Below are 24,883 nucleotides of genomic sequence, written 5' to 3'. Positions count from 1 at the left end.
CCTCCCCGGTTCGTCAACGCAAGCCGCCATCGCCGATGATGGTGTAAGGCGCCCAGAACAGCGGATGCGCATAGGCAAACTCGGTCTTGCCCTCGCTGTTGAGATAGCCGGGACCATCGACGAGGGCCATCGTCGCCTGCCGCAGCGCCTCGCTGCGCGATAGCTTCGGATCGTCGGCCTGCCGCTTGAACAAGTCTGTCACCAACTGCCGCGCCGACTGTGAATGCACCGACCAGTTCGTCACCAGCAGGGCGCGCGTGCCGGCGTAGAAGAACGCACGGCCGAGCCCGGATGCCGCCTCGGCCCCTGCGCCTGCGCCGGCACCGGTGTTACAGGCCGACAGGACGACCCAGTCCGCGTCCAGCTTGAGGCCGAGGATCTCCTCCATGGTCAGGAGCCCGTCGCCGCCCTCGCCCGTCACCACCGGCGACGACAAGGCGAGTGCCGGTTGCGTCAGTCCATTCAGCTCACCCGGAACCAGACCGTGGGTGGCAAAGGCTAGGATCTTGAAGCCGGAGAGGTTCATGGTCTTCACCGCGCTCTCCGTCGCGCTCTTGCCGAGAAACAACACCTTCGCGGGATCCGCCTGCAACGCCAGCGCGATCGATTTCAACTCGTCGGCCGTGTCGGGAAGCCGGGGCAACAGACCGAGCTCGGCGCTGTCGACGCCGTCGAGCTTCGGACTGTTGCGCCGCTTCAGCGGCCCACCGCGCGTGATGTTGCCGCTGGCGTCGGCGACCTGAATCTTCTGCCCGCCGCCTTCCGCCTCGGTCTGCTGGTCGCTGTTGAAATAGGGATCGCCGAAGGCGATGAGGTCGCCGCGGCCGGACTTGCCAGGCGGCAATTGCCGCAGGGTCCGCAGTGCAGCCGCCGACGGCACCGTCGACACCGCATGGGTTCGCGCCAGCCACGGCACGTTCCGGTAACCGATAAAGAGCGGATCCTCGTCTACGGCCACCTCCGCTGGCGCCGTCGGCAACAAGGACAGCGGCAGCAGCCCCAGCGCGCCGTTGGTTACGACGATCAGGTTCTTGGCCGGCTTCCAGCCGCTCTCGACCGGCTTGAGCAGCAGCTCGTAGAGCTCATGGCCGAGCTTGAGGTCGAAGGGTGGAATGTCCGAGATCATCGCAGCCTGCGGCTCGAGCGCTTCGCGCAGCTTGCGGATCTTGCTCTCGATGTCGCCGATCTTGGCCTGGACAGCGGCAAACGCCACCGGCCCCGACTTCGGCACGGCCCAGACGAAGCTGCCGTTCTGGCCGAAATAGAACGACAGCATGGCTTCGTCGTTGGCGAGCGTCGCGCGGATCTCCGCGACGCTCGGCGGCTTGGGCGAGACGAGATCGGCGTAGATCGGAAACTTCTGCTTGATCTCCTGACGCGCCTTGTCGCGCTGGCCGCGCAAGGCGGCGATCGAGGCCTGAATCTGTGCAACGCCTTTCTCGTCCCGCTCGGTGGACGGAAGCGCCAGCACGTTGTTGAGGGTGCCGAGCTGAGCGTTGACCTGCTTGGTCAGGTCCTGCTCCTTTCGGACGAGCTCAGCGAGCGCCGGATCCTTTGCCGCCGCCCGCGCACTCGAGGCCGCCAGCGCCTGCTGCACGGAGCGGCCGCGGACGGCATCGGCGAGGCTGAACGTCTCTTCGCCGATGTCCTTGCCGGCGCCTTCCCTCCCGAGTAGCAGCAGATAGCTCTCGACGATGGTTTGCAGCCGCTGGCTGCGCGCGGCCACCACGGTGGTGTTCTCGTCATCGGCGTTTTCGTTGGCGCTCGCCATCATGACCGGAATGGCAGCCTTGAACTCGCGGATCGCCTCGGCATCGCGCCGGGCGCGCATCAATCCGACCGCCAGCGTGCCGCGCGCCGAGGCGGCGTCGAAATGATTTTCTCCGACCCGGGCGATCTGCTTCTTCACCAGTTGCTCGGCGGCGGCAATGCCGGCATCCAACTGACCGGCGCCATAGAGCGACATGATGCGGGACGGATTGAGCTCGAACACCTGGCGGCGCTGCGGCTCCCAGCGGGCGACGGCCTTGTCGATCCGGGAAAACATCTCGCTCGCTTCGGCGTTCTGACGGCGCAGCGTCAGGATGCCGGCGAGCTGCGACAGCAGTTGCACCGTCGCCTGGGAATCCTCCGGCACACCGACGGTCTTGTTGATCTCGAGGGCGACGCGGCCGAGCTTCTCGGCCTCTTCGTAACGACCCTGGTCGACCAGAATGCCCGCCAGCCCCATCACGAAGCGCGGCGTGACGGAGTTGTACTTGCCGGTATCCTTCAGGCGCGAGAGCAGCGCGCGTCGCGCGTCGATCTCGGCTTCGGCGAGCCTGCCCTGCTTCGCCTTCATGCGCGCCTGGTTCAACACGGTGCCGTCGATCGCCTGCAGCAGAATGGTTTCCGCCGGCGGATTGTCCGATTCCATGATCGCCTTGGTGCTTGCGCGCTTGCGCAGCTCGGCGTTGCGATAGGCGGCCTCGGCGTCGGCGAACTGTCCACGCGCCTCGAAGATCAAGGCACGCGCGAGCTCCAGCTCGCCTTCCCAGCTCTGGCCGAACTTCGCATAGGCCGCCCGCCAATTGGGATGGCCGCTGGTGCGGGCCTCCTGGATCGCGGTTTGGCTCCGACGGAGATAGGCTTCGGCCTGTGCGACGTCGCCCATCTGGATGAGGGTGGCGGCGATCCCGCGATTCGTACTGAACTGCAACCCCTTGGCGCCTGGCATGCTGGCGGATTCGCGCAACAGCCTTTGCATGATCTCGAGCGAGCGCTTCGGGTCGCCGGCGAGAGCGTGCTGCAGGGACTGAAGCTGCAACATCCGCCCCAGCAAATGCGGGCCGACGGCGCCGCGGCCGACTTCCACGGCCTTGTCGGCATCAGTCACCGCTTCGGCGAGCCGGCCGAGTTGCGCGCGCGCATTAGCGCGATCGAAATAGAACTGTGCGAGATCCTGGCGGGACTCCTTCCCGGTCGGCGCGGCATCGGCGTCCGACTTCAATTCCGCGATCGTCTTCTCGTCGGGCTTGTCGCCGTCGAGGATCGCCGTGATGTCGGCGATGCTGCGCGGCGGCGCAACGAAGTCCTTCGGAAGCGCGGCGCCTGCCTCGAGCTTGGGTGCCGCCTCTTTCGGCATTTCGACTGCGACATTGGTGCGGCCATTGGCGGCATTCAGCGCCGCCATCACACAGGCCTTGACCTGAGGCGAGGCCTTGGCGCGGCAAGCTTCGAGATTGGCACCGCCGGCGGGCCCTCCGCCGGCGCGCATGCACGCCTGCACGATCGGCCGGCCGACCGTCATTCGGCAATTCTCGAGCGCTGCCTCCTTGGTCAGCGCGGCTGCGGAGCCGGTGGATCCGAGCAGAATGGCACATGCCAGCAAATGGCGGGGAGTAATGTCCAGACGGCTCTTGAACGGACGCGTGGCGTCTAAGCTCATCTCGAAGGACCTTCGGGTAAAATGACTTTGAAGAAACGAGACAATCCTATCCCGCCGGCCCGGAAGGACAAGGGCATTCAATGGAGTTCCCGAAGACCTCAACAGGATTGGGACGGCTGCGCGATGCCCGGCTCGACGAGCGGCGGGGACCGCCCGCTCAGCCCTTCGAGACGACCGCGCGGCCGTAGGGCGGTTGCGCCTGGACCGGCGGGTTGGCGGTCTGGGCGGCGAGCTCGCCGATCAGGCGGTCGGCGTCGGCGGCCATGCCGTCGGGGGCCTGGATCACCAGCCGCTCCAGCGCCCAGCGGTAGGACGAGACGCGCTGCGCCAGGCACTGCTGCACCCACTGCACGATCAGCGAGTTCTCCTGCATGCGCGCGACCGCATCGTCCCTCTCCTTCGGTGAAAGCGCAGAGACGCGCGCCATGCTGGCATCGCGCTTCCTGTCGAGATCGATGACGCGGATCGCGCTGGCGAAGAACGGCTCGAAGCGGGTGATGTCGTTGCGCACGTCCTCGATCAACTGCGCATAGCGCGAGGAATGCGAGCGGTGCGGTTCGTCAATCAGCGTGCGCCCGTACATGGTGCGGTCGAACACGATCTTCTGACGCCAGGGCGAGGGCAGCGGCTTGTAGTCGCCGAACACGCTCTTCCATGCGGGCCGCGACAGCGGCGGCTCGATCATGGGATAGGCGAGGTCGCGCAGCTGGCGCTCTTCGTCGGTGAGCTGGAATTGCGAGGGCTTCAGGCCGACGCTGGAGGTGACCTCCGCGCCCAGCCAGCGATGCATGTCGTCGCTGCGCATGTCGGCGCGGGTACGGCCGAAATCACCGCCGCTGCACGCACCGAGCGTGGCAGCGAACAGTGCGAGCAGGACGGCCGATATGACGGGCCGGATCTGGCGGATGGTGTCCGGCATTGCACGAAGCCGGATGTCAGCGACGGCGGCGACGGCGCCCCGGCGCTGTGCCCTGCTCGGGCCCGCGATCGCCGCTGGTTTCATCTGCCTCGCGCTCGATACGGATGACGGGAAGGATCAGGATCGTTCCCATGTCCGCGCGCGGAGCGACATCCCCCGACGAGCCCACCCGGCGACCGGCCGGAAATTCAATGATGGTCCCCATGTCAGCTCTCTTCAATTGCCGCGCGACCGGACGCGCCCTTGCAACATGCATTCATTAAGATCAGTTCATGGTTAACGGGGTGTAAACACGGCGTTCGGACCGTATCCGCACGGACCGGGCCGCGGCGTCCCGCTGCGGCACGAGATCGCTACAAGACGAGCGTTCGGCTTCACGCCTCGTTTTCCTTAACGAGCCTTTAAAGGAGCCTGCCGTAGGCTGGCGGCGAGTATCTCTTCCAGGTCGCGTATCTCTCCATGACCAAGTCGCTGTTTCCCGGATTCGACGGGCTGATGTCCCTCTCCCGTCGCGAAGGCGTCGATGTTCGGCCGACGCTGTTGCGCGTGCTGACCGACCTTTACGTCCAGACGCGCATCCACAGCGACGACGAGCAGCGTCAGTTTACCGAGCTTGCAACCCGGCTGATCGAGCAGGTCGACGATGCGACGCGCGCGGCCATCAAGGCCAAGCTCGCGATCTATCCGCAGACACCGATCCCGGTGCTGCAGAAGCTCGGGCTGGTGGCAGCACAGGAAGGCCGCAGGGTTCCGCTCGCCCGCGAGATTCCCACTCCGGCACCCGCACCCGCGCCGGTCCGCACGCCCTCGGATGCCGAGCTGCGCATGGCCTCGAACATGGCGATGCAGCCGAAGGACGCCGCCGAGATCCACGACATGTTCTTCCGCGCCAGCGCATCCGAGCGCGCGCTGATCCTGCACAATCTGGCGCAGACCCCGCTGAAGGCCGCGCTCCGGATTCCGACCGTGCGCGCCAAGCGCGCGATACAGATCCTGGAGATGGCGGCGATCGCGGGCGATTTCGAGAACTTCACCCTGGAGCTCGGCGACAGCCTGATCCTGCCCTCGCGCGTCGCGGCGCAGATCGTCGATGATGCCGGCGGCGAAGCGCTCGCGGTTGTCGCGCGCGCGCTCGACATGCCGAGCCCGAACTTCCAGCGCATCCTGCTGTTCTTCAAGCCGGAGATCGGCAATTCCGTGAACGAGGTGTACCGGCTGTCGCGGCTCTACGATCGCCTCAGCGACCGCTCGGCGCTGGTGATGCTGGCGGCCTGGCGCGGCTCGACGCTCGCCGTCACCCGCGCAAAGTACCAGTCGTCGCTGCACGACGGCGAACGCCAGCGCGCCCGCGCAGGCGCGAGCCAGACGCGGCCAGGCGTGCAGCCTGGCGCGATGCCACCGCGCCGCACCGGTACCGACGGATCTTCGGAGCGTTGATCCTGCTCGCGCGCTGACGCTGAGCGTAGAGCGCGCAGCATCTCTCCGAGTTCGTCATTGCGAGGAGCTCTTGCGACGAAGCAATCCAGAGTCCCTCCGCGGACAGATTCTGGATTGCTTCGCTGCGCTCGCAATGACGGTGGAGGCAGCAGTTACGTCTTCGCCAGTTCCAGAAAATGCCGCCCGGCGCGGTCTTCGGTCTCGACGATCCAGGCGTCCGGATCGAAGCGGATTTCTCTGGTCAGCCGTTCCTCGATGGTATGCTCCGGCAAGGGTTGCGGCGCGACCGGCACGAAAAAGCGATCGACCGGGCGGCCATCGTCGTAAGAGGTCTGCGGCGCCGGCACGTAGAGCATCGCATTGCCGTCGAGCAGCGACACCTTTACGAACACCGCGCCCGCCTCCTCGGCACCGCGACGGCGCACCGCGCCGAACACGCCCTCGGTCTGGCACCGGCGCAGATAAGCGGCGACCCATATGTTGGATTTCAAACGCATGAGTCGAACGATAGGCCAGTGGCGCAGTCAGCGCCAGCCGTCGCGCGCGCGTGGAAATTATTCGACGGGATGGCCGATCGCCGCACCGAGCTCGCGCAGCAGCCGATCGGACAGCTGGCCGGTGACCTGCATCTTGTGCTCGCGCTCGAACTTCTGGATCGCCGACTGAGTCTCGCCGCTCATCGTGCCCGTAATCTTCAAATTGCCGTAGCCAAATTCGGACAGCGCGCGCTGCACGCCAGCGATGCGCCGTGCGGCCGGGCTCTGCGGCGCAGGAATCGGGGCCGGCGGACGCATAGCGGACGGCGGCGTCGAGGTTGTCGCCTTGACCAGATTGGTCATCGGATCGTTCGCGCGCGTCGAGGCGGTCGCCTCGATGGGTTTTTCGGGCGCCTTCTCGGCGGCACGCTCGGCGGGTTTGGGCTCGGCGCGGAATTCCGTCGCGCGCGGCTCGAGCGGCGATGTATCGGCGCCGACGGGCCGCGGACGCGGCAAGGGATTCGACAGCGACGCGGAGGACGGCGCGGGAAGATTGATCACCGTGCCGAACATCGGCGCAGGATGCCGGCCAGTCTGGAGGAACAGCGCATTGGCAACGATCGCACCGATCGCGGCGACGGCGACGAGGCCGGCCAGCGTGTCCTTGGGGCTGTGCAGCAGCACGCGCATCACGAGATTGCGCTCGGTCTCGATATCGACAACCGCGGCTTTGGCGCCACGGCGGCGGGGTGCGGATTCGTCCTTGGCAGACTTCTTAGGCACTTTTCTTCACCAAAGCGGGTTGGTCCTGAGTTTGGTCATGAGACTCTTGGCGCAGCACCGGCGTCAGCGTCGCTATCTTGCTCTCGGCCGGCTTGGTTTGCGGCGGCGTGTAGACGAGCGGCAGCTTGACGGTGACGGTGGTGCCCTCCCCCAAGCCGCTTTGTACCGTCAATTCACCGAGATGCAACGCTATGAGGTTCTTCACGATCGAAAGTCCGAGCCCGGTGCCTTCGTGCCGGCGCTGATAGGTCTTGCCCGCCTGGAAGAACGGCGCGCCGATGCGCTTGAGATCGTCGGGCGCGATGCCGACGCCGGTGTCGCTGACGCGCAGCGTCAGCTGCGATCCGGTCACCGCAGCGGAAACGGAAACCTGGCCGCCGCGCTCGGTGAACTTGATGGCGTTGGCGACGAGATTGAGCACGATCTGCTTGAAGGCCCTGGGATCGCCGGTCATGACCGGCAGGTCCTGCGGCGCGTCGGTGACGAGGTCGATGCCGTTCTCCCGCGCTTTCAGCGCCAGCAGGTTGCAGCAATGCAACAGCGAGGCGCGCGGCGCGAACGGCTCGGACGCGATCTCGAAATTGCCCGACTCCATCTTCGACATGTCCAGGATGCCGTTGACGACCGACAAGAGATGCTGGCCGGAATCGTTGATGAGCTGGGCATATTCCTTGCGCTGGGCTGCACCCAGCATCAAGGTCTGCTCCTGCGCGATCATCTCGGAGAAACCGATGATGGCGTTCAGCGGCGTCCGCAGCTCGTGGCTCATGGTGGCGAGGAAGCGCGTCTTGGCGGCGTCGGCCGCTTCAGCGGCGCTGCGCGCCTGATCCAGCGCCTGCTCGGACAGCTTGTGGCCGGTGACGTCGCGCATCACCGCGACGACTTCGGCCTCGCGCGGGACGTCACTATGAGGATTCTGGCCCATATCGTGGTCGAGAGGGCGGCAGCGCATCTCGACCCAGAGAAAATCGATCTGACCGCGCTCCGAACCATCCGGCTCACGCCGCAACCGGAACTCGACGCTGCATACATCACCGCGCGCAGCATCGGACAGCGCGGTGAGATAGGCCGGGCGATCGGCGACATGGACGCGGTCGAACAGGCCATGACCGAGCAGTTGCGTCACTGATACGCCGAGCATGGCCTCCGCCGCAGGCGAGATGAACTGCACCGCGCCGTTGCGCTGATGCCGCGAGACGACGTCGCTCATATTGCGCGCGAGCAGGCGATAACGTTCCTCCTCGCGCGACAGCAGCGCGACGCCGGTGCGCGCGAGCGATTCCGCGCCGAAGGCGAGGCCCGCGGCATAGAGCGTCGCCGAGGCGACGCCGAACGCCATCAGCACGCCGCGTTCCGCGGCGCTGGTGTCTGCTGACGGCAGCCAGCCAAGCTGACTGAGGAGGATCAGGATGCCCGCACAGGACAGCGCGAGCAATGACGCGAAGACGGTGACGCGGCGCGAGGCCGACAGCGCGGCTTCGAGGGGAACCACGACCAGCCAGACCGCGGCGAATGATTCGATGCCGCCCGTGGTGCCCGCAACCGCTATGATCAGGCCGGCGAGCGCCAGCGACGACAGCACATGCGCGCCCTCAAAGCGGCCGGTGCGCGACAGGAACCAGGACAGCAGGATGGGCGCGATCAGCCATGCGAAAGCGGCGACCTCGATCGCGCTCGGCGCCCCACGCATGGCGAGATAGACCGGGAATGCGGCAAAGGCCGCCAGACTGCCGAGCAGCCGCGGCGCCATGAAGGCACGATGGCGCGCTCGCATCAGCGCATCGTAACGCGCGGAGGGATGCAGCAGCGCATCGAGACAATCGCGGATGATACTCAAAACTGTCACGGGTCTCGCGCTTCGGCTCAATCGTCTGAGAAGACGCGCCGGAACGCCTCCTTGTCGTTGAGCCACCGTGTCAGAGCGACCTTAAACGAGTGCTAAGGCGCCGCGGCATGCGGCCGGACGCCGGAACATCGCGGGGCTTTTTAGATGATTTGGCGACGTCTTCAGTGAGGATGGTGAACACAGGGTTTCACCTTGCCGCGCATGGTTTCGAATTGGTGGATGCGCCTGCCAGCAGAATCACGGGCGCCGGCGTCAATCGAAAATTTACGACATCCTCGATCGCGAAGAATTTTGCGTAAATTTTCCGCGAATTAAGCTCAAGGCAATCACTTGCGATTTATCGAGAGTTGCTAGGTCCGACGTCCGCGGAGATCGCCGCGGGCGGGATCGAACGTACAGGTCGCAAGATGCGCTTTCTGCTTCGCATCACATTCTGGCTCGGGCTGGTGCTGGTGCTCCTGCCCAGGGACAAGACACCGGACTCGGAAAAGCTGCCGCAGATCGGCGCCGCCGATGCGGTGCAGGCTGCGACTGCGGCCGTCTCCGACATGACCCAATTCTGTAAACGCCAGCCGGCGGCCTGCGAGGTCGGCGGACAGGCCGCGACCATCATCGGCCAGCGCGCCCAGGACGGCGCGCGCAAGATCTACCAGATCATCAACGACAAGAAAGAGCAGATCTCCAACGACAAGAACGAGAAGAACGACAAGAACGACAAGAAGGCGCCCGACCATACCGGCTCGATCGCGATGGCCGGCGAAGGCGATGCTGCCTCGAGCGAAGCGCCACGGGACACGCTGAGCCAGGACGACCTCGCACTGGAATGGCGCGGCCCGCAGCCGGCGAATTAGCGCGGAAACCCTATCGATTTCGGCTTCTCGCATCCCTATATTGGTGGGAAGCGGGAACACGGGCCAAGATGACGACGATCGACGAAATCAGGGACAATTTCGAGCTCCTGGACGAGTGGGACGACCGCTACCGGTACGTCATCGAGCTTGGCCGCACCCTGGAACCGATGCCGGAGGCGGAACACTCCGCCGCCAACAAGGTGCAGGGCTGCGTCAGCCAGGTCTGGCTGCAGAAGCTGGTCGACCGCGGCAATGGCGTACCGATCCTGAAATATCGCGGCGACAGCGACGCGCATATCGTGCGCGGGCTGGTCGCGATCGTGCTGTCGCTCTATTCGGGCCGCACGCCGCAAGAAATCCTCGGTACCGACGCGATCGCTGTGTTCAACGAGTTCGGCTTTCGCGATCATCTGACGCCGCAGCGCTCCAACGGCCTGCGCTCGATGGTCGAGCGCATCAAGACCGACGCGAAAGAGGCGCTGGCGGAAGCGTCGTGAGGAAGCTTCGTAGGCAGCTTTCGTAGGGTGGGTTAGGCGAAGCCGTAACCCGCCGTTTTCCTATCCGCAGAAGCAGAAGTGGTGGGTTACGCTGCGCTAACCCACCTACGAGAACGGTGCCCGGCGCTACTTCCCCTTCTTGCGCTGCTGCTGTCCGAGACCCATCTGCTTGGCCAATTGCGAGCGCGCCACCGCATAGTTCGGCGCGACCATGGGATAGTCGGCCGGCAGGCCCCATTTCTCGCGGTATTGCTCCGGCGTCATGTTGTACTGCGTGCGCAGATGGCGCTTCAGCGACTTGAACCGCTTGCCGTCTTCCAGACAGACCAGATAATCCGGCGCGATCGACCTTTTCAGCGAGACCGCCGGCTTGGCCGGCTCGAGCGGCGCGGTCTCGGTGCGGCCCGACGACACCCGCACCAGGGCGCCATGCACCTGGCTTATGAGATTCGGAATATCCGCAGACGGCGTCGGATTGTTGCTGAGATAGGCCGACACGATGCTCGCCGTCAGCTCGATGAAATTCTTAGCCCCGGCATCCGACATGGGCCCGCCCTCTCTCCACCTTGCGCCTCACGGGATAGACGACGCCGAACTATTCCGTGTCAACAATACGTTCGGCCTTCACTTGGGCGCAGCCGCCTCAGCCGCGCTGGTCGAGATGGGCGCGCAACTCGTCGATCGAGGCAAAGCGCATCATGCCCTCCGGCATCTGCGCTTCGATCGAGCCGTCGGAATAGAGCGAATAGGCCATGCCGTCGACGATGCCGGATTTGAGCACGGTCACGGGCGGCTGCTCGACAGGCGGCGGCGTCGGCTCGGGTGCAGGCGGCGGAGCGGCCTCCGCAAAGGTCGAGGGCGAGCGCGGCGGCGGGCGGCGCAAGGCGGCCGGAGGCTCCGGCGGACGCATGCGCTCCGGCTTCGGCCAGGCATCGTCAAAGCTTGCAGGCGGACTATCCAGGGCCTCACTGGGCTCCGCAGGTAGCTGCGGCGGCGCGCCCTCGGTGGCCTTCGCCTCCAAGCGTTCGCGCTCCTTGCGCGAAGTCGAGGCGAACAACAGGTTGCGCCGGCGCGGCGCTTCCGGGGCCGCGGGCGGCGTCGGAGCTTCCGGCTCCGGCGGCACCTCGACACGCGGACGCTCGCGCGCGGCAGCTTCGCTCTGCCACGGCGGCGGGCCTCCGGCCGGTGGTGGCGGTGGCGGCGCCGGTTCGCTCCTTGCGGCCGAGGCGGGCATCGGCTCGGGCGCAGCGGCGCCGGGCACGGCAAGGCCCGGCCCGGGCACGGCAAGACCCGGCAGCACGGGCCTGACCCGAACCTCGGACGGCGCACCGGCCAGCCGGCGAGCGATGCCCTTCAGTTCCGCGACCACGGCATAGAGGCCGGCCAGTAACATTCCGGAGCAGACTGCGATCGTGCCCGAGATTATGAGAGGGCTGCCGAGACTGAACTCCCTGACGGAGAAGCCAAACAGGATCGACAGGAGGCCCGCCACGACGGCGAAAATCCCCGCGATCAACAATGCCAAGGTCATCGAACTCACCCCCGGCCGCACATCCACACGCGACCCGTCACGCCACGATACCGTCATACGATGTTCCACGCCAACGGCGAATTGCAGGCAACGTTCCTAATGGGAAGGAAATCAGGGACTTATTCACATTCCCTTCAGCTAGGGCTCGCTACTGCTTGGCTACTGCTCATTATCCGGAATTGCTGCGTCGCATCAGGAATTTAGCCATAATGCCCAATTACTTGGTAATGGAACTGCGCTATAGGGAGTCCGGGGTTGAGGCCCGCGCGAGCCAGCAGGGCCAAGAGGGGATTCCGGGGCACCGATAGCCATGACATCCATCACGACTTCGGCGATCGACACGCCTCAACGGCGCTCGGTCGAACGGACTTGCGACGATCTCGCCATGCTGGTGCTGGCTGCGGTCGCCGTCATTGCAGGCTTGACCTTCCGCGATTACGGCCTCGGCTGGGACGATTACACCCACGCCGAATATGCCGACCTCCTGCTGCGCATGTTCGGTTCCGGCTTCAAGGACACCGCGGCGCTCTCCTTCGCCAACCTCTATATGTATGGCGGCGGCTTCGACATGGTCGCGGCCCTCCTGCACAAGATCATTCCGCTCGAATTATTCGAGACGCGGCGTCTGGTCGGCGCCATCGTCGGCGTGATCGGACTTGCGGTGACCTGGCGGCTCGGCCGCCGCATCGGCGGCCCCCTTGCTGGCCTTGCCTCACTCCTGCTGCTCGCGCTGTGCCCGATCTTCTACGGCCACATGTTCATGAATCCGAAGGATGCGCCCTTCGCGGTGGCCATGATCATCCTGATGCTCGGCCTCGTCCGGCTCGTCGAAGAATATCCGCAGCCGTCGCCGCGCACGATCCTCATCGTCGGCCTGGGTGCCGGCCTCTCGCTCGGCTGCCGCGTTCTCGGCGGGCTCGCGCTGGTCTACGCCGTACTCGGCTTCATCCCGCTGTTCCTGGAGGAACTGCGCAGCGAGGGCCTGCGCGAGTCGGTCCGCCGCTTCGCCCATGTCCTCTATGTGCTGCTGCCCGGCCTCGCGTTCGGCTATCTCGTGATGGGGCTGATCTGGCCGTGGTCGATCATGGAGCCCGGCAATCCCTTCGAGGCGCTGACCTACTTCTCGCACTTCTTCGAGAAGCCGTGGAAGGAGATGTTCGACGGCGCGATCGTGTCGGTGCCGGACATGCCCTGGTCCTATCTGCCGACGCTGTTCGCGCTGCAGCTGCCCGAGGTGATGCTGGTGCTGACGGCCGGCGCCGTGGTCAGCACCTTCGCCATGCTGCCGCGACGCGAGGTTCCGGCGCGGCGCAAGACCATCCTGCTGATGCTGACGCTGGCTGCGACCCTGCCGCTCGCGATCGCGATGGTGAAGCGGCCGGCGCTGTACAACGGCATCCGCCATTTCGTGTTCGTGATTCCGCCGATGGCCGTGCTCGGCGGCGTCGCTTTCGCCTTCGCCATGGAGCGCCTGCGCGCCAATCACCGCACCTGGCAGCCGGTCGTGCTCGCCACGTTCTGCTTCGGCCTCGCGCTGTCGCTTGCCGAGATGATCCGGCTGCATCCCTATCAATACACTCATTTCAACCACATCGCCGGCACCGTGCGCGGCGCCGACGACCGCTTCATGCTGGACTATTGGGGTCTCGCGCTGAAGCAGGCTTCGGACGAATTACGCGAGCAGATCATCGAGCGCCAGGAGGTGCCGCCGACCAATCGCAAATGGAAGGTCGCGGTCTGCGGTCCGCAGCGCCCCGCGCAGGTCGCGCTCGGTCCCGACTTCACCATCGGCTGGGATTCCAACGCAGCCGATTTCGCCATGACGCTCGGCGAGTTCTACTGCAAGGGCCTCACCGCGCCCGTGATGGTCGAGATCAAGCGCGACGACGTGGTGTTCGCCCGCGTCTACGACATCCGCGGCCGCAGCATTTCCAGCCTGCTGTCGATCCCGGCGCCGTAATAACTTTCTCCGGTCGCCGTAACGCTTCCGCCTTCGCTCTTCGGGCTACGGCGGACAAGCATGCGGGCTACGCTGAACTGCCGCGCGCCTTTGGCGCCTTGCCGCCAGCCTCACCCAAGACTAGGCTCCCTCTCCGCAACAACGATGTTCGGAGAGATCAGCCATGTCGCCAGCGGAAGCGCGCCTGAAAGAAGTGCCGTCTGATATGACGGAGGCCGAGTGGCAGCAACGGGTCAATCTCGCCGCCTGCTATCGCCTGGTCGCGCTGTACGGCTGGGACGATCTGGTCGACACCCACATCTCCGCGCGCGTGCCCGGCCCCGAGCATCACTTTCTGATCAACCCATACGGGCTGATGTTCGACGAGATCACGGCCTCCAGCCTCGTCAAGGTCGATTTGCACGGCAACCAGCTCTCCGAGAGTGAATACACCATCAACCCGGCGGGCTTCACCATCCATTCGGCGATCCATGAGGTGCGCGAGGACGCGATCTGCGTGCTGCATCTCCACACGCTCGACGGCACCGCGGTGTCGAGCAGCGCAGAAGGCCTGTTGCCGCTGAACCAGACCGCCCAGCTCGTCACCCACGACCTCGCCTATCACGACTATGAAGGCATCGCCCTCGACCACGACGAGCGGCCGCGGCTGCAGAAGGATCTCGGCGACCACAACCACATGCTGCTGCGCAACCACGGCACGCTGACGCTAGGCCGCTCGGTCGCCTCCGCCTTCGAGCGCATGTATCACCTCGAGCGCGCCTGCTCGATGCAGGTGCGCACGCGCGCGCTCGGCACGCCGGTCTATCCGGTCGAGGAGATTGCGATCGAGAAGAACACCGAGCTGCTCGCCAACCGCGATCGCGCTGAGCTGCGCGCCACCAACCTCGTGTGGCCGCCGCTGCTGCGCAAGCTCGACCGCGAGCTGCCGGGCTATCGGTCTTGAAATTTTCGGGATCTGGTGTAGAGTAGCGCCAACGAACCTCTACGCCTTTTGGAATGAAACGCCGCCCAATCCCGGGCGGCGTTTTTATTTGGTGAGCTTCGTAGGGTGGATTAGCGAAGCGTAATCCACCATGCTTCCCGAGAATGCGGGACGACGTTGCTGGATTACGCAAGCGGACTGCGCTTCGCGCAGCCGCCTGCTAATCCACCCTACGGCACCCGAATATGAAGGTCTCGTAGGGTGGGCAAAGCGGAGCGTGCCCACGTTCTTTTGCGATCATTGAGAGATGGTGGGCACGGCGCTTTGCGCCTTTGTCCACCCTACGGCAGCTCGGCCTACTTCACCTCCGCCAGCGCCGCGAGAATCCTTGCCCAGGAGCGGATGCCCTTCTGGAAGCTCCGGAGATCGTATTTCTCGTTCGGCGAGTGGATGTTGTCGTCGTCGAGGCCGAAGCCGACCAGCAGCGAGTCGAGGCCGAGCGTGCGTTTGAAGTCGGCGACGATCGGGATCGAGGCGCCGGAGCCCATCAGCACGGTCTCCTTGCCCCACTCCTCCGTCAGCGCCTTGCTGGCGGCGGCGAGCGGCTTCATGTTCCAGTCGAGCGCGACTGCGGGCGCGGCGGAATGGTCGCCGAATTCGACCTTGCAGTCGCCCGGCAGCCGTGCCGTGACGTAATCCCGGAAGGCCTTGCGGATCTTTTGCGGGTCCTGCCCTTCGACCAGGCGGAACGAGACCTTTGCCGAGGCATGCGAGGGGATCACCGTCTTGGAGCCCTCGCCGATATAGCCGCCCCAGATGCCGTTGACGTCGCAGGTCGGGCGCGACGAGGCCTGCTCGATCAGGAGGCGCCCCTTCTCGCCGGCGGGGATCGATAGCCCGATCGGCTTCAAAAACATCTCCGGCGTCAGGTTGAGCTTCTTCCATTGCTCGAGGATGTCGGGCGGCAGATCCTTCACCCCGTCATAGAAGCCGGGAATGGTGATGCGATTGTCGTCATCGAACAGGCCGCCCAGAATTTTCGTCAGCACCCGGATCGGGTTCATCGCGCTGCCGCCGAACACGCCGGAATGCAGGTCGCGGTTGGCGGCGGTGATCTTCAGCTCCTCATAGAGCAGGCCCCGCAGCGAGGTGGTGATCGCCGGCGTGTTGCGGTCCCACATGCCGGTGTCGCAGACCAGCACGTAGTCGGCTTTGAACTCGTCCTTGTTGGCCTCGATGAAGGGCACGAAGTTCTTCGAGCCGACCTCCTCCTCGCCTTCGATCAGGAAGGTGACGTCGATCGGCAGCGAGCCCGTCACTTTCTTCCAGGCGCGACAGGCTTCGACGAAGGTCATCACCTGGCCCTTGTCGTCCTCGGCACCGCGCGCGACGATGATCTTGCGGCCATCGGCATGATCCGTGACCATCGGCTCGAACGGCGGACGGTGCCACAGATCGAGCGGATCGACCGGCTGCACGTCATAGTGCCCGTAGAAGATCACATGCGGCCGTCCGCCGGCCCCGGTCTTGCCGACGATGGCGGGATGGCCGGCGGTCGGCCTCACCTCGGTCGCTACACCGAGAGTGGCGATGTCCTTGGCAAGATGCTCCGCCGCCGCCTTGCAATCGCCGGCAAAGGCCGGATCCGCGGAGATCGACTTGATCCGGAGCAGCGCGAACAGGCGCTCCAGGCTGTTGTCGAAATCCTTGTCGATGTGATCGAGCACGGATTGAAGCTGCGCATTGGCCATGGTCGGATTCCTGACGTTTGAGTCTCTACGGCATTTCAAGATGCCTGGGTTTTAGCGCCGTCGCAGGCTGGGAGCCAGCCGCAACCGGCGGATGGCGGATGTGCCATGCGAGCGCACCCGCAAGAACGGCGGTCGCAGCGAGGTTGTTACCCCAGGCCTGAAAGGCATTGGGAAACCACGGCAGCGCCAGCAGCATGAGAATGCCGGCAGCGCCGAGGGCGAGCCAGGTTCCGAGGCGCACCTTGGCTCGCACGTCGAAGGCGGCGCGATGCATCAACACCGTCATCGGGAAGAACAGCCACATGAAGTAGTATTGCCGCGCCAGGGGCGAGGCCACCGTGATCAGGCAGAGCAGGATGCCGAGCTCCTCGGCATCCGAGCGCGCCGTTCGCCGCGCTTGCGAAGGCATGATCGCGATGAAGCCGAGCCCGAGCAATGCGCACAACACCAGCACGATCCAGTTTGCCGTCCTGTAGTCGACGTCGATGATATTCATCGTGCGTGCCGGCTTGTTGGGGCTATCCTGATTGTAGTTGACCGGGCGGACCAGGCGGTGCGTGACGGCGATCAGCGACTGGTTGACCCATGACCAGTTCTGCTCGTCGCGCTGGCCAAAGCCCTTTTCCGAGTTGGTTCCGACCATGCCGTGATACCAGAGCGCGAGCTCGGCCGCGTTGCGCTCGAAGCCGCGGATCGGCGCCGGCACGACATAGAGAAGGATGCCGGTGAAGGCGACCGTAGCGATGACGGCCTCCCATTTGCGCCGCCAGATCAGATAGGGCAGCACCGCAATCGGAAACACCTTGATGGCGGTGGCGAGCGCGAACATGAAGCCGGCGAGCCATGACCGCTGATGCCGCAAGCTCCAGAAGCCGTAGAGCATCATCGCGAGCAGGACGAGGTTCGGCTGACCGAGGTCGAACATGTCGAACACGAAGGGCACGGTCACGACAACAGGCAGCGCTTCCAGCCAGGGACCTGGTTTGCGGTCCGAGCCGGCCATCACCTGGGAGAACGTCCCGGTATACCACCACGCCATCGCATTCAGGATCGACAGGACGAGGTAGAGCGGGATCTTGCCGAGCCAGCTTGGGATCGCCAGCAGGATCGCCGGCAGCGGTGGGTAGATGTAGTCGAAATACTCGATGGCCGTGGCGGGATAGAACGGCTCGCCTTGCAACACCCGCTGCCCGGCCCAGTACCACAGCAGGTAATCCTTGGTCTTGCCGCGGCCGAAAATCTCGGGGACGAGCACGTCAGCGGTCAGCAGGATGCAGCACAGCAGAAACAGCAGGTCCAGCGGCGCGCGCAGCGACAGGCGTCTGGGCGCGTCAGGCTTGGCTAACAGGGCGGGCGGGGTCACGGAGTGGTCCTGTGCGGCGGCGAACAGGACGTAGCAGACCGGCGCAGGCTTGGAGAGCCCCTCACCTGAAATTGTAGAGGTGGTGACCTCCAGCTACCGCCGCAGCAATCCGCCGAGCGCGCCGCGGATCAGCGTGCGGCCGATCGAGCCGCCGAGCTGGCCGCCGAGCGATTTGCCGATATTGGCAGCCATCCCGCCGATCACCTGGTTGGTGACCGATCGCGTCACGTCGCGCGCTATGACCTGGCCCGTCGACAGACGGCCACGCTTGACGTTGGTGCCGAATACAGTGCCGACGATCGAGCCGATCTGGCCGAAAATGCCGCCGCCGCTTCCGCCCGCGGAGCCTTCGGCTGTCGCCGCCGTGCCGGCAATGCGCTTCTGGATCATCTCGTAGGCGGATTCGGCATCGACGGCGGTGTCGTATTTGCCCTTCACCGGGCTTGCCGCCATGATCGCCTTGCGCTCATCCGGCGTGATCGGTCCGATGCGGGCCGATGGCGGCCGGATCATCACCCGCTCCACCATCGCCGGCGTGCCGTTGCCCTCGAGGAAGGATACCAGCGCCTCGCCCTTGCCGAGCTCCATGATCACCTTGGCGGTGTCGAGCTTCGGGTTGGGCCGGAAAGTCTGGGCCGCGGCGGCGACCGCCTTCTGGTCGCGCGGGGTGAAGGCGCGCAGCGCGTGCTGCACCCGGTTACCGAGCTGTCCGAGCACGCGGTCGGGCACATCGACCGGGTTTTGCGTCACGAAGTAGACGCCGACCCCCTTGGAGCGGATCAGACGGACCACTTGCTCGATCTTGTCCAACAGCGCCTTGGGCGCGTCGTTGAACAACAGATGCGCCTCGTCGAAGAAGAACACGAGCTTCGGCTTCGGCAGATCGCCGGCCTCGGGCAGCTCCTCGAACAGCTCCGACAACATCCACAGCAGGAATGTCGCGTAAAGCCTGGGGTTCTGGAGCAGCTTGTCGGCGACCAGGATGTTGACCATGCCGCGGCCGTCGCGGTCGGTCTTCATGAAGTCCTTCAGCGTCAGCGCCGGCTCGCCGAAGAATTTGGTGCCGCCCTGGTTCTCCAGCACCAGGAGCTGGCGCTGGATGGTGCCGACGGTGGCTTTGGTGACGTTGCCAAACCCCTGCGCGGCCTTCTTGACGTCGGCCAGCGGGCTCTCTTCGACATCCGCGCCCTTCTTGCCGGCGTCCGGCACGATGGCGTCGAGCAGCGCACGCAGATCCTTCATGTCGATGAGGGTGAGGCCGGCGTCATCGGCGACGCGGAAGGCGACGTTCAGCACGCCTTCCTGCACATCGTTCAGGTCGAGCATGCGCGCGAGCAGAAGCGGCCCCATTTCCGTGACGGTGGCGCGCACCGGGTGGCCCTGCTCGCCGAATACATCCCAGAACACCGTCGAAAACTGGTCGGGCTGGAAATTCAGCCCCATTTCAGTGGCGCGCTTGAGGATGAAGTCCTTGGCTTCCCCGATCTGAGAGACGCCGGAGAGGTCGCCCTTGACGTCAGCCGCGAAGACCGGAACGCCGGCACGGGCAAATCCTTCCGCCATGACTTGCAGCGTCACCGTCTTGCCGGTTCCGGTTGCGCCGGTGACGAGACCATGGCGATTGGCGAGCGCCAGCGTCAGCCATGCCTGCTCGTCTCCCTTGCCGACGAATATCTTGTCGTCGGTATCGCCGAGCTTGCTGTTCTGTGCGGTCATTATTCTCTCTGATCTTTCTGCCGGGTTTCGCGTATTGAAACTCAAAGGCGACAGTTCCTTGAGTTTAACGCAAGTCGCGCGTCGATTGAAACCATTCTACGCGCCGGAGATGCGACATTGTCGGATAGGTGGACGACCTCAGCCGAAAGTAGGAACGAGGCGTTCGCAACGCGGCAATTTTTCGTCGATTCCATCTCGGCTCTTGCATCGCTGCAACACTCTTCGCGCGTTCGAAGATGAATCGCGACGACGGCTGCGTTCATCGCTTGTATTTCACATCACACCGGCTCAAGATCATTTTCGAAAGCAATATTCCGGCAAGCAAACCGGCTGAGGGGCGGGCCTTATGGACGAGCTGATCGGGCGGCTGGCGACAAACGCCAGCATAGATGGTGCTGTCGCTGAAAAGACCGTCGGCATCATCCTGGGCTTCCTCCGCAGTGAGGGTCCTCCCGACAGCGTGCAGGCCCTGATCGATCATATACCCGGAGCGGAAGCCGCGATCGAGGCATCCAGGAGCGGCGGCGGACTGTCGCGGCTGATGGGCGGCGGCTTGATGGCCGTCGGCACGCGCCTGATGGGCCTCGGACTTGGCATGTCCGAGATTCAGGACGTCGCCCGTGAACTTTTCCGCTTCGGCCGAGACAAAATCGGAGCAGATCAGATGGGCAAGATCGTTGCGGGGACGCCGGGCCTCAGCCAGTTCGCCTGAAGCTTTGGCATTTCATATCGAGTATCATGACATATCCGATCTCCGAGATTGAGGGCCTGTCGGTCTTTGCCGCCAACAAGTTGAAGGCGCAGGGCATCCGCACCACCGATGCGCTGCTCGAGGCGGCCGGCACGGTGAAGGGCCGCAAGGCGCTTTCCGCCAAGACCGGCATCAGTGAGCAGCTGCTGCTGGAATGGGCCAACGTCTCCGACTACATGCGTATCCCCGGCATGGGCCGCGCCAAGGTCGGTCTGGTCCGCGCCGCCGGCGTCACCACCGTGCGCGAGCTCGCCTATCGGAATCCGGCAAGACTCACCCAGAGCATGCGCGACGCCAACGAGAAGAAGAAGCTGCTCCGCATCCTGCCTTCCGAGAAGTCGGTCGGCGACATCATCGCCAAGGCGAAGAAGCTGCAGCCGAAGATTACGTATTAGCTCCGCGTTCGGCGTCATGTGCCGGACGCGCTGCAACGCCCCTTAGCGCTGCGCTGCGTCCGGGGCACGAAGGCTCCCTCCCCGCTTGACTCCCCCTTCCCGACCGCGCAAAGCGGGCGCCATGAATGCCTCGCCCTCCCCATCCGTCCCGCCGGCCGGCTCGGCCGGGCCAGATGCGCTGCGGATCCTGCTGGAACGGCCTGTCCCGGCGGTGATGGGCGTGCTCAACATCACCCCGGACTCCTTCTCCGATGGCGGCAAGTTCATCGCGCCCGAGCAGGCGCTCGCGCGGGCGCGGGCGATGATCGCGGATGGCGTCGACATCATCGATATCGGCGCCGAGTCCACCCGTCCCTACAAGGGCGCAAAGGCAGTCACGGCGGAGGACGAGCTCGCCCGGTTGAAGCCGGTGCTGGCGGGCGTGGTTGCACTCGGCGTGCCAGTCTCGATCGACAGCATGAAGGCCGAAGTGGCGGCCTTCGCGCTCGATCAGGGCGCGGCGATCGCCAACGACGTCTGGGGCCTGCAACGCGACGCCGGGATGGCGCCGCTAGTGGCCGCAAGAGGCGTCCCCGTCATCGTCATGCACAACCGCGACGATGCCGATCCCGCCATCGACATCATCACGGACATGAAGACGTTCTTCCTGCGTTCGCTGGATATCGCCACAAAAGCCGGCATCGCGCGCGACAAGATCGTGCTCGATCCCGGCATTGGCTTCGGCAAGACCGCCGAGCAGAGCATGACCGCGCTGGCGCGCTTGCGCGAATTCGAGATGTTCGGCCTGCCGATCCTCGTTGGTGCCTCGCGAAAACGCTTCATCGCCTCGGTGTCGCCGTCGGAGCCATCAGGGCGGCTCGCCGGCTCGATCGCCGCGCATCTGATCGCCGTGCAGCGCGGCGCAAAAATCATTCGGACCCATGACGTCGCCGAGACCTTGCAGGCCTTGCGGGTCGCGAACGCAATCGAGGGCAAGCAATGACCGATACGATCTTCGTCACCGGCCTGTCGATCCACGCCCGCCACGGCGTGATGGACCACGAGACCGAGGTCGGCCAGCGCTTCGTCATCGATCTCGAACTCTATACCGACCTGTCGGAGCCCTCGCGCAGCGACCGGCTCGCCGATACGGTGTCCTATGCCGACGTCGTCGCGACCACGACGGCGGCGTTCAAGAACACCAATTACAAGCTGCTCGAGCGCGCCGCCGGCGCTGTGGCCGACGCCATCCTGTCGACCTTCCCGCGCGTCCGCGCCGTGAAGATCACGGTGCACAAGCCGCATGCGCCGATCGCCGCGATCTTCGATGATGTCGGCATCATGCTGACGCGCTCGCGGAATCCCTGACATGGCGAGCGTGCTGATCGCGCTCGGCGGCAATGTCGGCGATGTCCGCGCGACGTTCGCCAAGGCGATCGCCCATATCTGCGGCATGGCGCAAGCCACATTGATCGCGCGCTCGTCGGATTACACGACCCCACCCTGGGGCGACGAGAACCAAAATCCCTTCATCAATGCCTGCATCGAGATCGAGACCGGCCTCGATCCGCACGCGCTCTTGTTCGTGCTGCAGAAAGTCGAGCAGAAATTCGGCCGTACGCGTGACAAGGAACGGCGCTGGGGACCGCGCACGCTCGATCTCGACATGATCGCCTATGACGATGTCTCCTTGCAGAAGCCCGATCTGACCCTGCCGCATCCGCGCCTGTTCGAGCGCGCCTTCGTGCTGGTGCCGCTGGCTGAGATCGCGCCCGACCGCGTCATCTCAGGCATTCGTGTGCGTGACGGGCTTGCCAGCGTCTCGACGCAAGGCATTGAGCGGCTTCCGGATACCGGCTAACCAAAAACAACCGTTTGCAGGGACGGTCCGCCGTGGCAATTTCGCCTGCGAATAACACGATTTCGGGAGCCCCTCGCCGCATGACCTCCGTGACTGACGACCTGCCACTGGCGGCGGATTTTCCCCAAGCGACCGTCGAAGACTGGCGCAAGCTGGTCGACGGCGTGCTGAAGGGCGCGCCGTTCGAAAAGCTGGTCGGCAAGACCTATGACGGCCTGAAGATCGAACCGCTCTATCCGCGCGCCAAAGGCGTTGCGCCCGTGGCGGGACGGCCGGCGGCCGCGCCCTGGCAGATCATCCAGCGGATCGACCATCCCGATGCGGCGCTCGCGAATGCGCAAGCGCTGACCGACCTCGAGAACGGCGCGACCGGGCTCGCGCTGGTGTTCGCCGGCGGCAGCGGCGCCCATGGTTTCGGCCTGGAACCTTCGGCCGATGCAGTCGCAAGAGTCTTGAAGGACATTCATCTCGATGCCAGCATTGGCCTCGAACTCCAGATCGGGCCGCAGTCGCGGATGGCCGCGATCCATGTCGCGGAATATGTGAAGAGCCAAGGTCTCGACCCCGCCGCCTGCGACATCCGCTTCGGGCTCGATCCGCTCGCGGCCGGCGCGGTGTGGGGTCATAGCCCCTATACTTGGGAGGAAATTATTCCGGCCCTCGCCGGCGCCATCAAGGGCCTCGCAGGGCTTGGCTTCAGGGGACCGTTCGCCTCTGCCGACGGACGCGTGATCCACGATGCCGGCGGCTCGGAGGTGCAGGAGCTTGCCTTCGTGCTCGCCTGTGGCGTCGCTTATTTGCGCGCGATCGAAGGCGCCGGCGTTCCGCTCGACCAGGCGCAAGGCATGGTCTATGCGCGGCTCGCCGCGGATGCCGACCAGTTCCTGACCATGGCGAAATTCCGCGCGCTGCGGCTGTTGTGGGCACGCATCGAGACGGCCTGCGGGCTGACGCCAAAACCGCTGTTCATCGCCGCCGACACCGCCTGGCGCATGCTGACGCAGCGCGACCCTTACGTGAACATGCTGCGGGCGACCATCGCGACGTTTGCCGCCGGGCTCGCCGGCGCCAACGCGATCACCGTGCTGCCGCACACGCTGGCGCTCGGGCTGCCCGATCCGTTCGCGCGGCGCGTGGCGCGCAACACGCAGCTCCTGCTGTTGGAAGAGAGCAATCTCGCCAAGGTCAGCGATCCCGCGGCAGGCAGCGGCGGCATCGAGACGCTGACCGCGCAGCTTTGCGAGGCCGCCTGGGCTCTGTTCCAGGAGAGCGAAAAGGCCGGCGGCGCCTTCGCCGCGCTTCAGCAAGGCCTGTTTCAGAGCAAGGTCGCGGCCGCGCGAAAAGCGCGTGACGCCAACATTGCAAAACGCCGCGACGTGCTGACCGGCGCCAGCGAGTTTCCGAACCTGCATGAGAGCGAAACGAAGGTTCTCAAGGCGACGCCGGTCGCGCTGGCACCGTATGGCGAGCAGAAATACAAGTTCGATGCGCTGCCGCCGATCCGGCTTGCGCAACCGTTCGAGGCGCTGCGCGACAAGTCCGATGCGGCGGTCAAGTCGCGCGGTGCGCGGCCAAAAGTGTTTTTGGCCAATCTCGGCACGCCCGCCGATTTCACGGCGCGTGCGACCTTTGCCAAAAGCTTCTTCGAGGCCGGCGGCATCGAGGCCACGGGCAGCGAGGGCTTTGCTGATCCGGCCAAGCTGGTCGACGCCTTCAAGGCCTCCGGCGCCGAGCTCGCGTGCCTCTGTTCCAGCGACAAGGTCTATGCCGATCAGGCGGAACCTACCGCCCGGGCCCTGCAAACGGCAGGCAGCAGACATATCTATCTGGCAGGCCGCCCGACCGATGCCGAGGCGGCGCTGCGCGCAGCCGGAGTCACCGGTTTCGTCTTCGCCGGCGGCGATGCGCTTGCGACACTGCAAGACGCCTATCGACGGATGGAGCAGGCATGACCGACACCTCTAAACCCATTCTCACCGGCGGCTGCCAATGCGGCGCAGTGCGCTTTGGCGTGATGACTGCGCCCACCCGTATCTCGATCTGCCACTGCCGCATGTGCCAGAAGGCGGCAGGCGCGCCCTTCGCCTCCTTTGCCGACATCAACAAGACCGATTTTGCCTGGACCAAGGGACAGCCGTCGTTCTTCCGTTCCTCCACCATCGCCGAGCGCGGCTTTTGCGCCGCCTGCGGCACGCCGCTGAGCTTTGGCCGCATCGACGGCGACCGGATCGAGATCATGACCGGCGCGTTCGACCGTCCCGACCAGATCGTGCCGACGCGGCAGTTCGGCACCGAATCCCGCCTCGGCTGGGTGGTCGGAATCGCCAACCTGCCGAGCCAGACCACGCAGCAGAATTACGGGCCGGAGAAGATGGCGACCATCGTCAGCCATCAGCATCCGGACCATGATTAGGATAT

23 protein-coding genes are annotated in these 24,883 nt (G+C 65.2%); 12 read left to right on the top strand and 11 right to left on the bottom strand.

Annotated elements, in window-relative coordinates:
* Positions 1 to 13 precede the first annotated feature (13 nt).
* The 3 genes from IVA79_RS30600 to IVA79_RS30590 form a co-directional block, all read right to left on the bottom strand.
* Positions 14 to 3,427 carry a CHAT domain-containing protein gene (locus IVA79_RS30600; protein WP_247560138.1) on the bottom strand — a complete coding sequence of 1,138 codons (3,414 nt, stop codon included), beginning with the start codon at positions 3,425 to 3,427 and terminating at the stop codon, positions 14 to 16.
* A gap of 157 nt (positions 3,428 to 3,584) precedes the next feature.
* Positions 3,585 to 4,346, bottom strand: coding sequence for a hypothetical protein (locus tag IVA79_RS30595; RefSeq protein WP_247560136.1), 762 nt, complete (start codon positions 4,344 to 4,346; stop codon positions 3,585 to 3,587).
* A gap of 16 nt (positions 4,347 to 4,362) precedes the next feature.
* Positions 4,363 to 4,551, bottom strand: a complete 189-nt coding sequence (locus IVA79_RS30590) for a hypothetical protein (RefSeq protein WP_212067156.1) — start codon at positions 4,549 to 4,551, stop codon at positions 4,363 to 4,365.
* A 254-nt stretch (positions 4,552 to 4,805) separates the two neighbouring features.
* Between IVA79_RS30590 and IVA79_RS30585 the strand changes: the two genes are divergently transcribed.
* Positions 4,806 to 5,783, top strand: a complete 978-nt coding sequence (locus tag IVA79_RS30585) for a DUF2336 domain-containing protein (protein WP_247560134.1) — start codon at positions 4,806 to 4,808, stop codon at positions 5,781 to 5,783.
* A gap of 152 nt (positions 5,784 to 5,935) precedes the next feature.
* On the opposite strand, the gene IVA79_RS30580 is transcribed toward IVA79_RS30585, so the two are convergent.
* From IVA79_RS30580 to IVA79_RS30570, 3 genes are read right to left on the bottom strand one after another with little or no spacing between them, the layout of a single operon-like run.
* On the bottom strand, positions 5,936 to 6,280 hold the full coding sequence (locus tag IVA79_RS30580) for a DUF1491 family protein (protein WP_247560132.1): 345 nt from the start codon (positions 6,278 to 6,280) through the stop codon (positions 5,936 to 5,938).
* A gap of 57 nt (positions 6,281 to 6,337) precedes the next feature.
* On the bottom strand, positions 6,338 to 7,042 hold the full coding sequence (locus IVA79_RS30575; protein WP_247560129.1) for a peptidoglycan-binding domain-containing protein: 705 nt from the start codon (positions 7,040 to 7,042) through the stop codon (positions 6,338 to 6,340).
* Positions 7,035 to 8,888: a PAS domain-containing sensor histidine kinase gene (locus IVA79_RS30570; RefSeq protein ID WP_247560127.1), complete on the bottom strand. Its 1,854-nt coding sequence runs from the start codon at positions 8,886 to 8,888 to the stop codon at positions 7,035 to 7,037. Before IVA79_RS30570 ends, IVA79_RS30575 begins: the two co-directional genes overlap by 8 nt.
* A gap of 407 nt (positions 8,889 to 9,295) precedes the next feature.
* On the opposite strand from IVA79_RS30570, the gene IVA79_RS30565 reads away from it, so the two are divergent.
* Both IVA79_RS30565 and IVA79_RS30560 read left to right on the top strand, forming a co-directional pair.
* Entirely contained in the window at positions 9,296 to 9,739 is a 444-nt protein-coding gene (locus IVA79_RS30565) for a DUF5330 domain-containing protein (RefSeq protein WP_247560125.1), read from the top strand.
* Positions 9,740 to 9,807: 68 nt separating this feature from the next.
* Positions 9,808 to 10,236 carry a SufE family protein gene (locus IVA79_RS30560; protein ID WP_247560123.1) on the top strand — a complete coding sequence of 143 codons (429 nt, stop codon included), beginning with the start codon at positions 9,808 to 9,810 and terminating at the stop codon, positions 10,234 to 10,236.
* 126 nt (positions 10,237 to 10,362) lie between these two features.
* On the opposite strand, the gene IVA79_RS30555 is transcribed toward IVA79_RS30560, so the two are convergent.
* Both IVA79_RS30555 and IVA79_RS30550 read right to left on the bottom strand, forming a co-directional pair.
* Positions 10,363 to 10,782 carry a MucR family transcriptional regulator gene (locus tag IVA79_RS30555; protein WP_247560120.1) on the bottom strand — a complete coding sequence of 140 codons (420 nt, stop codon included), beginning with the start codon at positions 10,780 to 10,782 and terminating at the stop codon, positions 10,363 to 10,365.
* Positions 10,783 to 10,879: 97 nt separating this feature from the next.
* Positions 10,880 to 11,767 (bottom strand): DUF308 domain-containing protein, encoded by an 888-nt coding sequence (locus tag IVA79_RS30550; protein WP_247560118.1) that lies wholly within the window; start codon positions 11,765 to 11,767, stop codon positions 10,880 to 10,882.
* 310 nt (positions 11,768 to 12,077) lie between these two features.
* Between IVA79_RS30550 and IVA79_RS30545 the strand changes: the two genes are divergently transcribed.
* Entirely contained in the window at positions 12,078 to 13,727 is a 1,650-nt protein-coding gene (locus IVA79_RS30545; protein ID WP_247560115.1) for a glycosyltransferase family 39 protein, read from the top strand.
* Positions 13,728 to 13,890: 163 nt separating this feature from the next.
* Positions 13,891 to 14,670, top strand: a complete 780-nt coding sequence (locus IVA79_RS30540; protein WP_247560113.1) for a class II aldolase/adducin family protein — start codon at positions 13,891 to 13,893, stop codon at positions 14,668 to 14,670.
* A 335-nt stretch (positions 14,671 to 15,005) separates the two neighbouring features.
* Here IVA79_RS30540 and IVA79_RS30535 read toward each other — a convergent pair whose 3' ends face one another.
* The 3 genes from IVA79_RS30535 to IVA79_RS30525 all read right to left on the bottom strand — a co-directional run bounded on the left by IVA79_RS30535 (position 15,006) and on the right by IVA79_RS30525 (position 19,479).
* The gene (locus tag IVA79_RS30535; RefSeq protein ID WP_247560111.1) at positions 15,006 to 16,400 is read right to left on the bottom strand and encodes a M20/M25/M40 family metallo-hydrolase; all 1,395 of its coding nucleotides are present in this window, start codon (positions 16,398 to 16,400) and stop codon (positions 15,006 to 15,008) included.
* A gap of 25 nt (positions 16,401 to 16,425) precedes the next feature.
* A complete protein-coding gene (locus IVA79_RS30530) occupies positions 16,426 to 17,763 on the bottom strand; it encodes a glycosyltransferase family 87 protein (protein ID WP_247560109.1) in 1,338 nt (445 codons plus the stop codon).
* A 93-nt stretch (positions 17,764 to 17,856) separates the two neighbouring features.
* The gene (locus IVA79_RS30525; protein ID WP_247560107.1) at positions 17,857 to 19,479 is read right to left on the bottom strand and encodes a helicase HerA-like domain-containing protein; all 1,623 of its coding nucleotides are present in this window, start codon (positions 19,477 to 19,479) and stop codon (positions 17,857 to 17,859) included.
* Positions 19,480 to 19,825: 346 nt separating this feature from the next.
* On the opposite strand from IVA79_RS30525, the gene IVA79_RS30520 reads away from it, so the two are divergent.
* The 7 genes from IVA79_RS30520 (at position 19,826) to IVA79_RS30490 (ending at position 24,878) form a co-directional block, all read left to right on the top strand.
* Positions 19,826 to 20,191, top strand: coding sequence for a DUF2267 domain-containing protein (locus tag IVA79_RS30520; protein ID WP_247560105.1), 366 nt, complete (start codon positions 19,826 to 19,828; stop codon positions 20,189 to 20,191).
* 26 nt (positions 20,192 to 20,217) lie between these two features.
* Positions 20,218 to 20,625, top strand: a complete 408-nt coding sequence (locus tag IVA79_RS30515) for a DUF4332 domain-containing protein (protein ID WP_128917137.1) — start codon at positions 20,218 to 20,220, stop codon at positions 20,623 to 20,625.
* Positions 20,626 to 20,746: 121 nt separating this feature from the next.
* Positions 20,747 to 21,607: a dihydropteroate synthase gene (gene folP, locus IVA79_RS30510; protein ID WP_247560103.1), complete on the top strand. Its 861-nt coding sequence runs from the start codon at positions 20,747 to 20,749 to the stop codon at positions 21,605 to 21,607.
* Positions 21,604 to 21,972, top strand: a complete 369-nt coding sequence (folB, locus tag IVA79_RS30505) for a dihydroneopterin aldolase (RefSeq protein ID WP_247560100.1) — start codon at positions 21,604 to 21,606, stop codon at positions 21,970 to 21,972. Before folP ends, folB begins: the two co-directional genes overlap by 4 nt.
* A 1-nt stretch (position 21,973) precedes the next feature.
* The gene (folK, locus tag IVA79_RS30500; protein ID WP_247560098.1) at positions 21,974 to 22,465 is read left to right on the top strand and encodes a 2-amino-4-hydroxy-6-hydroxymethyldihydropteridine diphosphokinase; all 492 of its coding nucleotides are present in this window, start codon (positions 21,974 to 21,976) and stop codon (positions 22,463 to 22,465) included.
* 80 nt (positions 22,466 to 22,545) lie between these two features.
* A complete protein-coding gene (locus tag IVA79_RS30495; RefSeq protein WP_247560096.1) occupies positions 22,546 to 24,417 on the top strand; it encodes a methylmalonyl-CoA mutase family protein in 1,872 nt (623 codons plus the stop codon).
* Positions 24,414 to 24,878, top strand: coding sequence for a GFA family protein (locus tag IVA79_RS30490; protein ID WP_247560094.1), 465 nt, complete (start codon positions 24,414 to 24,416; stop codon positions 24,876 to 24,878). Before IVA79_RS30495 ends, IVA79_RS30490 begins: the two co-directional genes overlap by 4 nt.
* Positions 24,879 to 24,883 lie beyond the last annotated feature (5 nt).

Origin of the sequence: Bradyrhizobium sp. 138 (assembly GCF_023074075.1) — a bacterium.
Lineage (GTDB): Bacteria > Pseudomonadota > Alphaproteobacteria > Rhizobiales > Xanthobacteraceae > Bradyrhizobium.
This window is presented reverse-complemented; position numbering and strand designations above follow the sequence as displayed.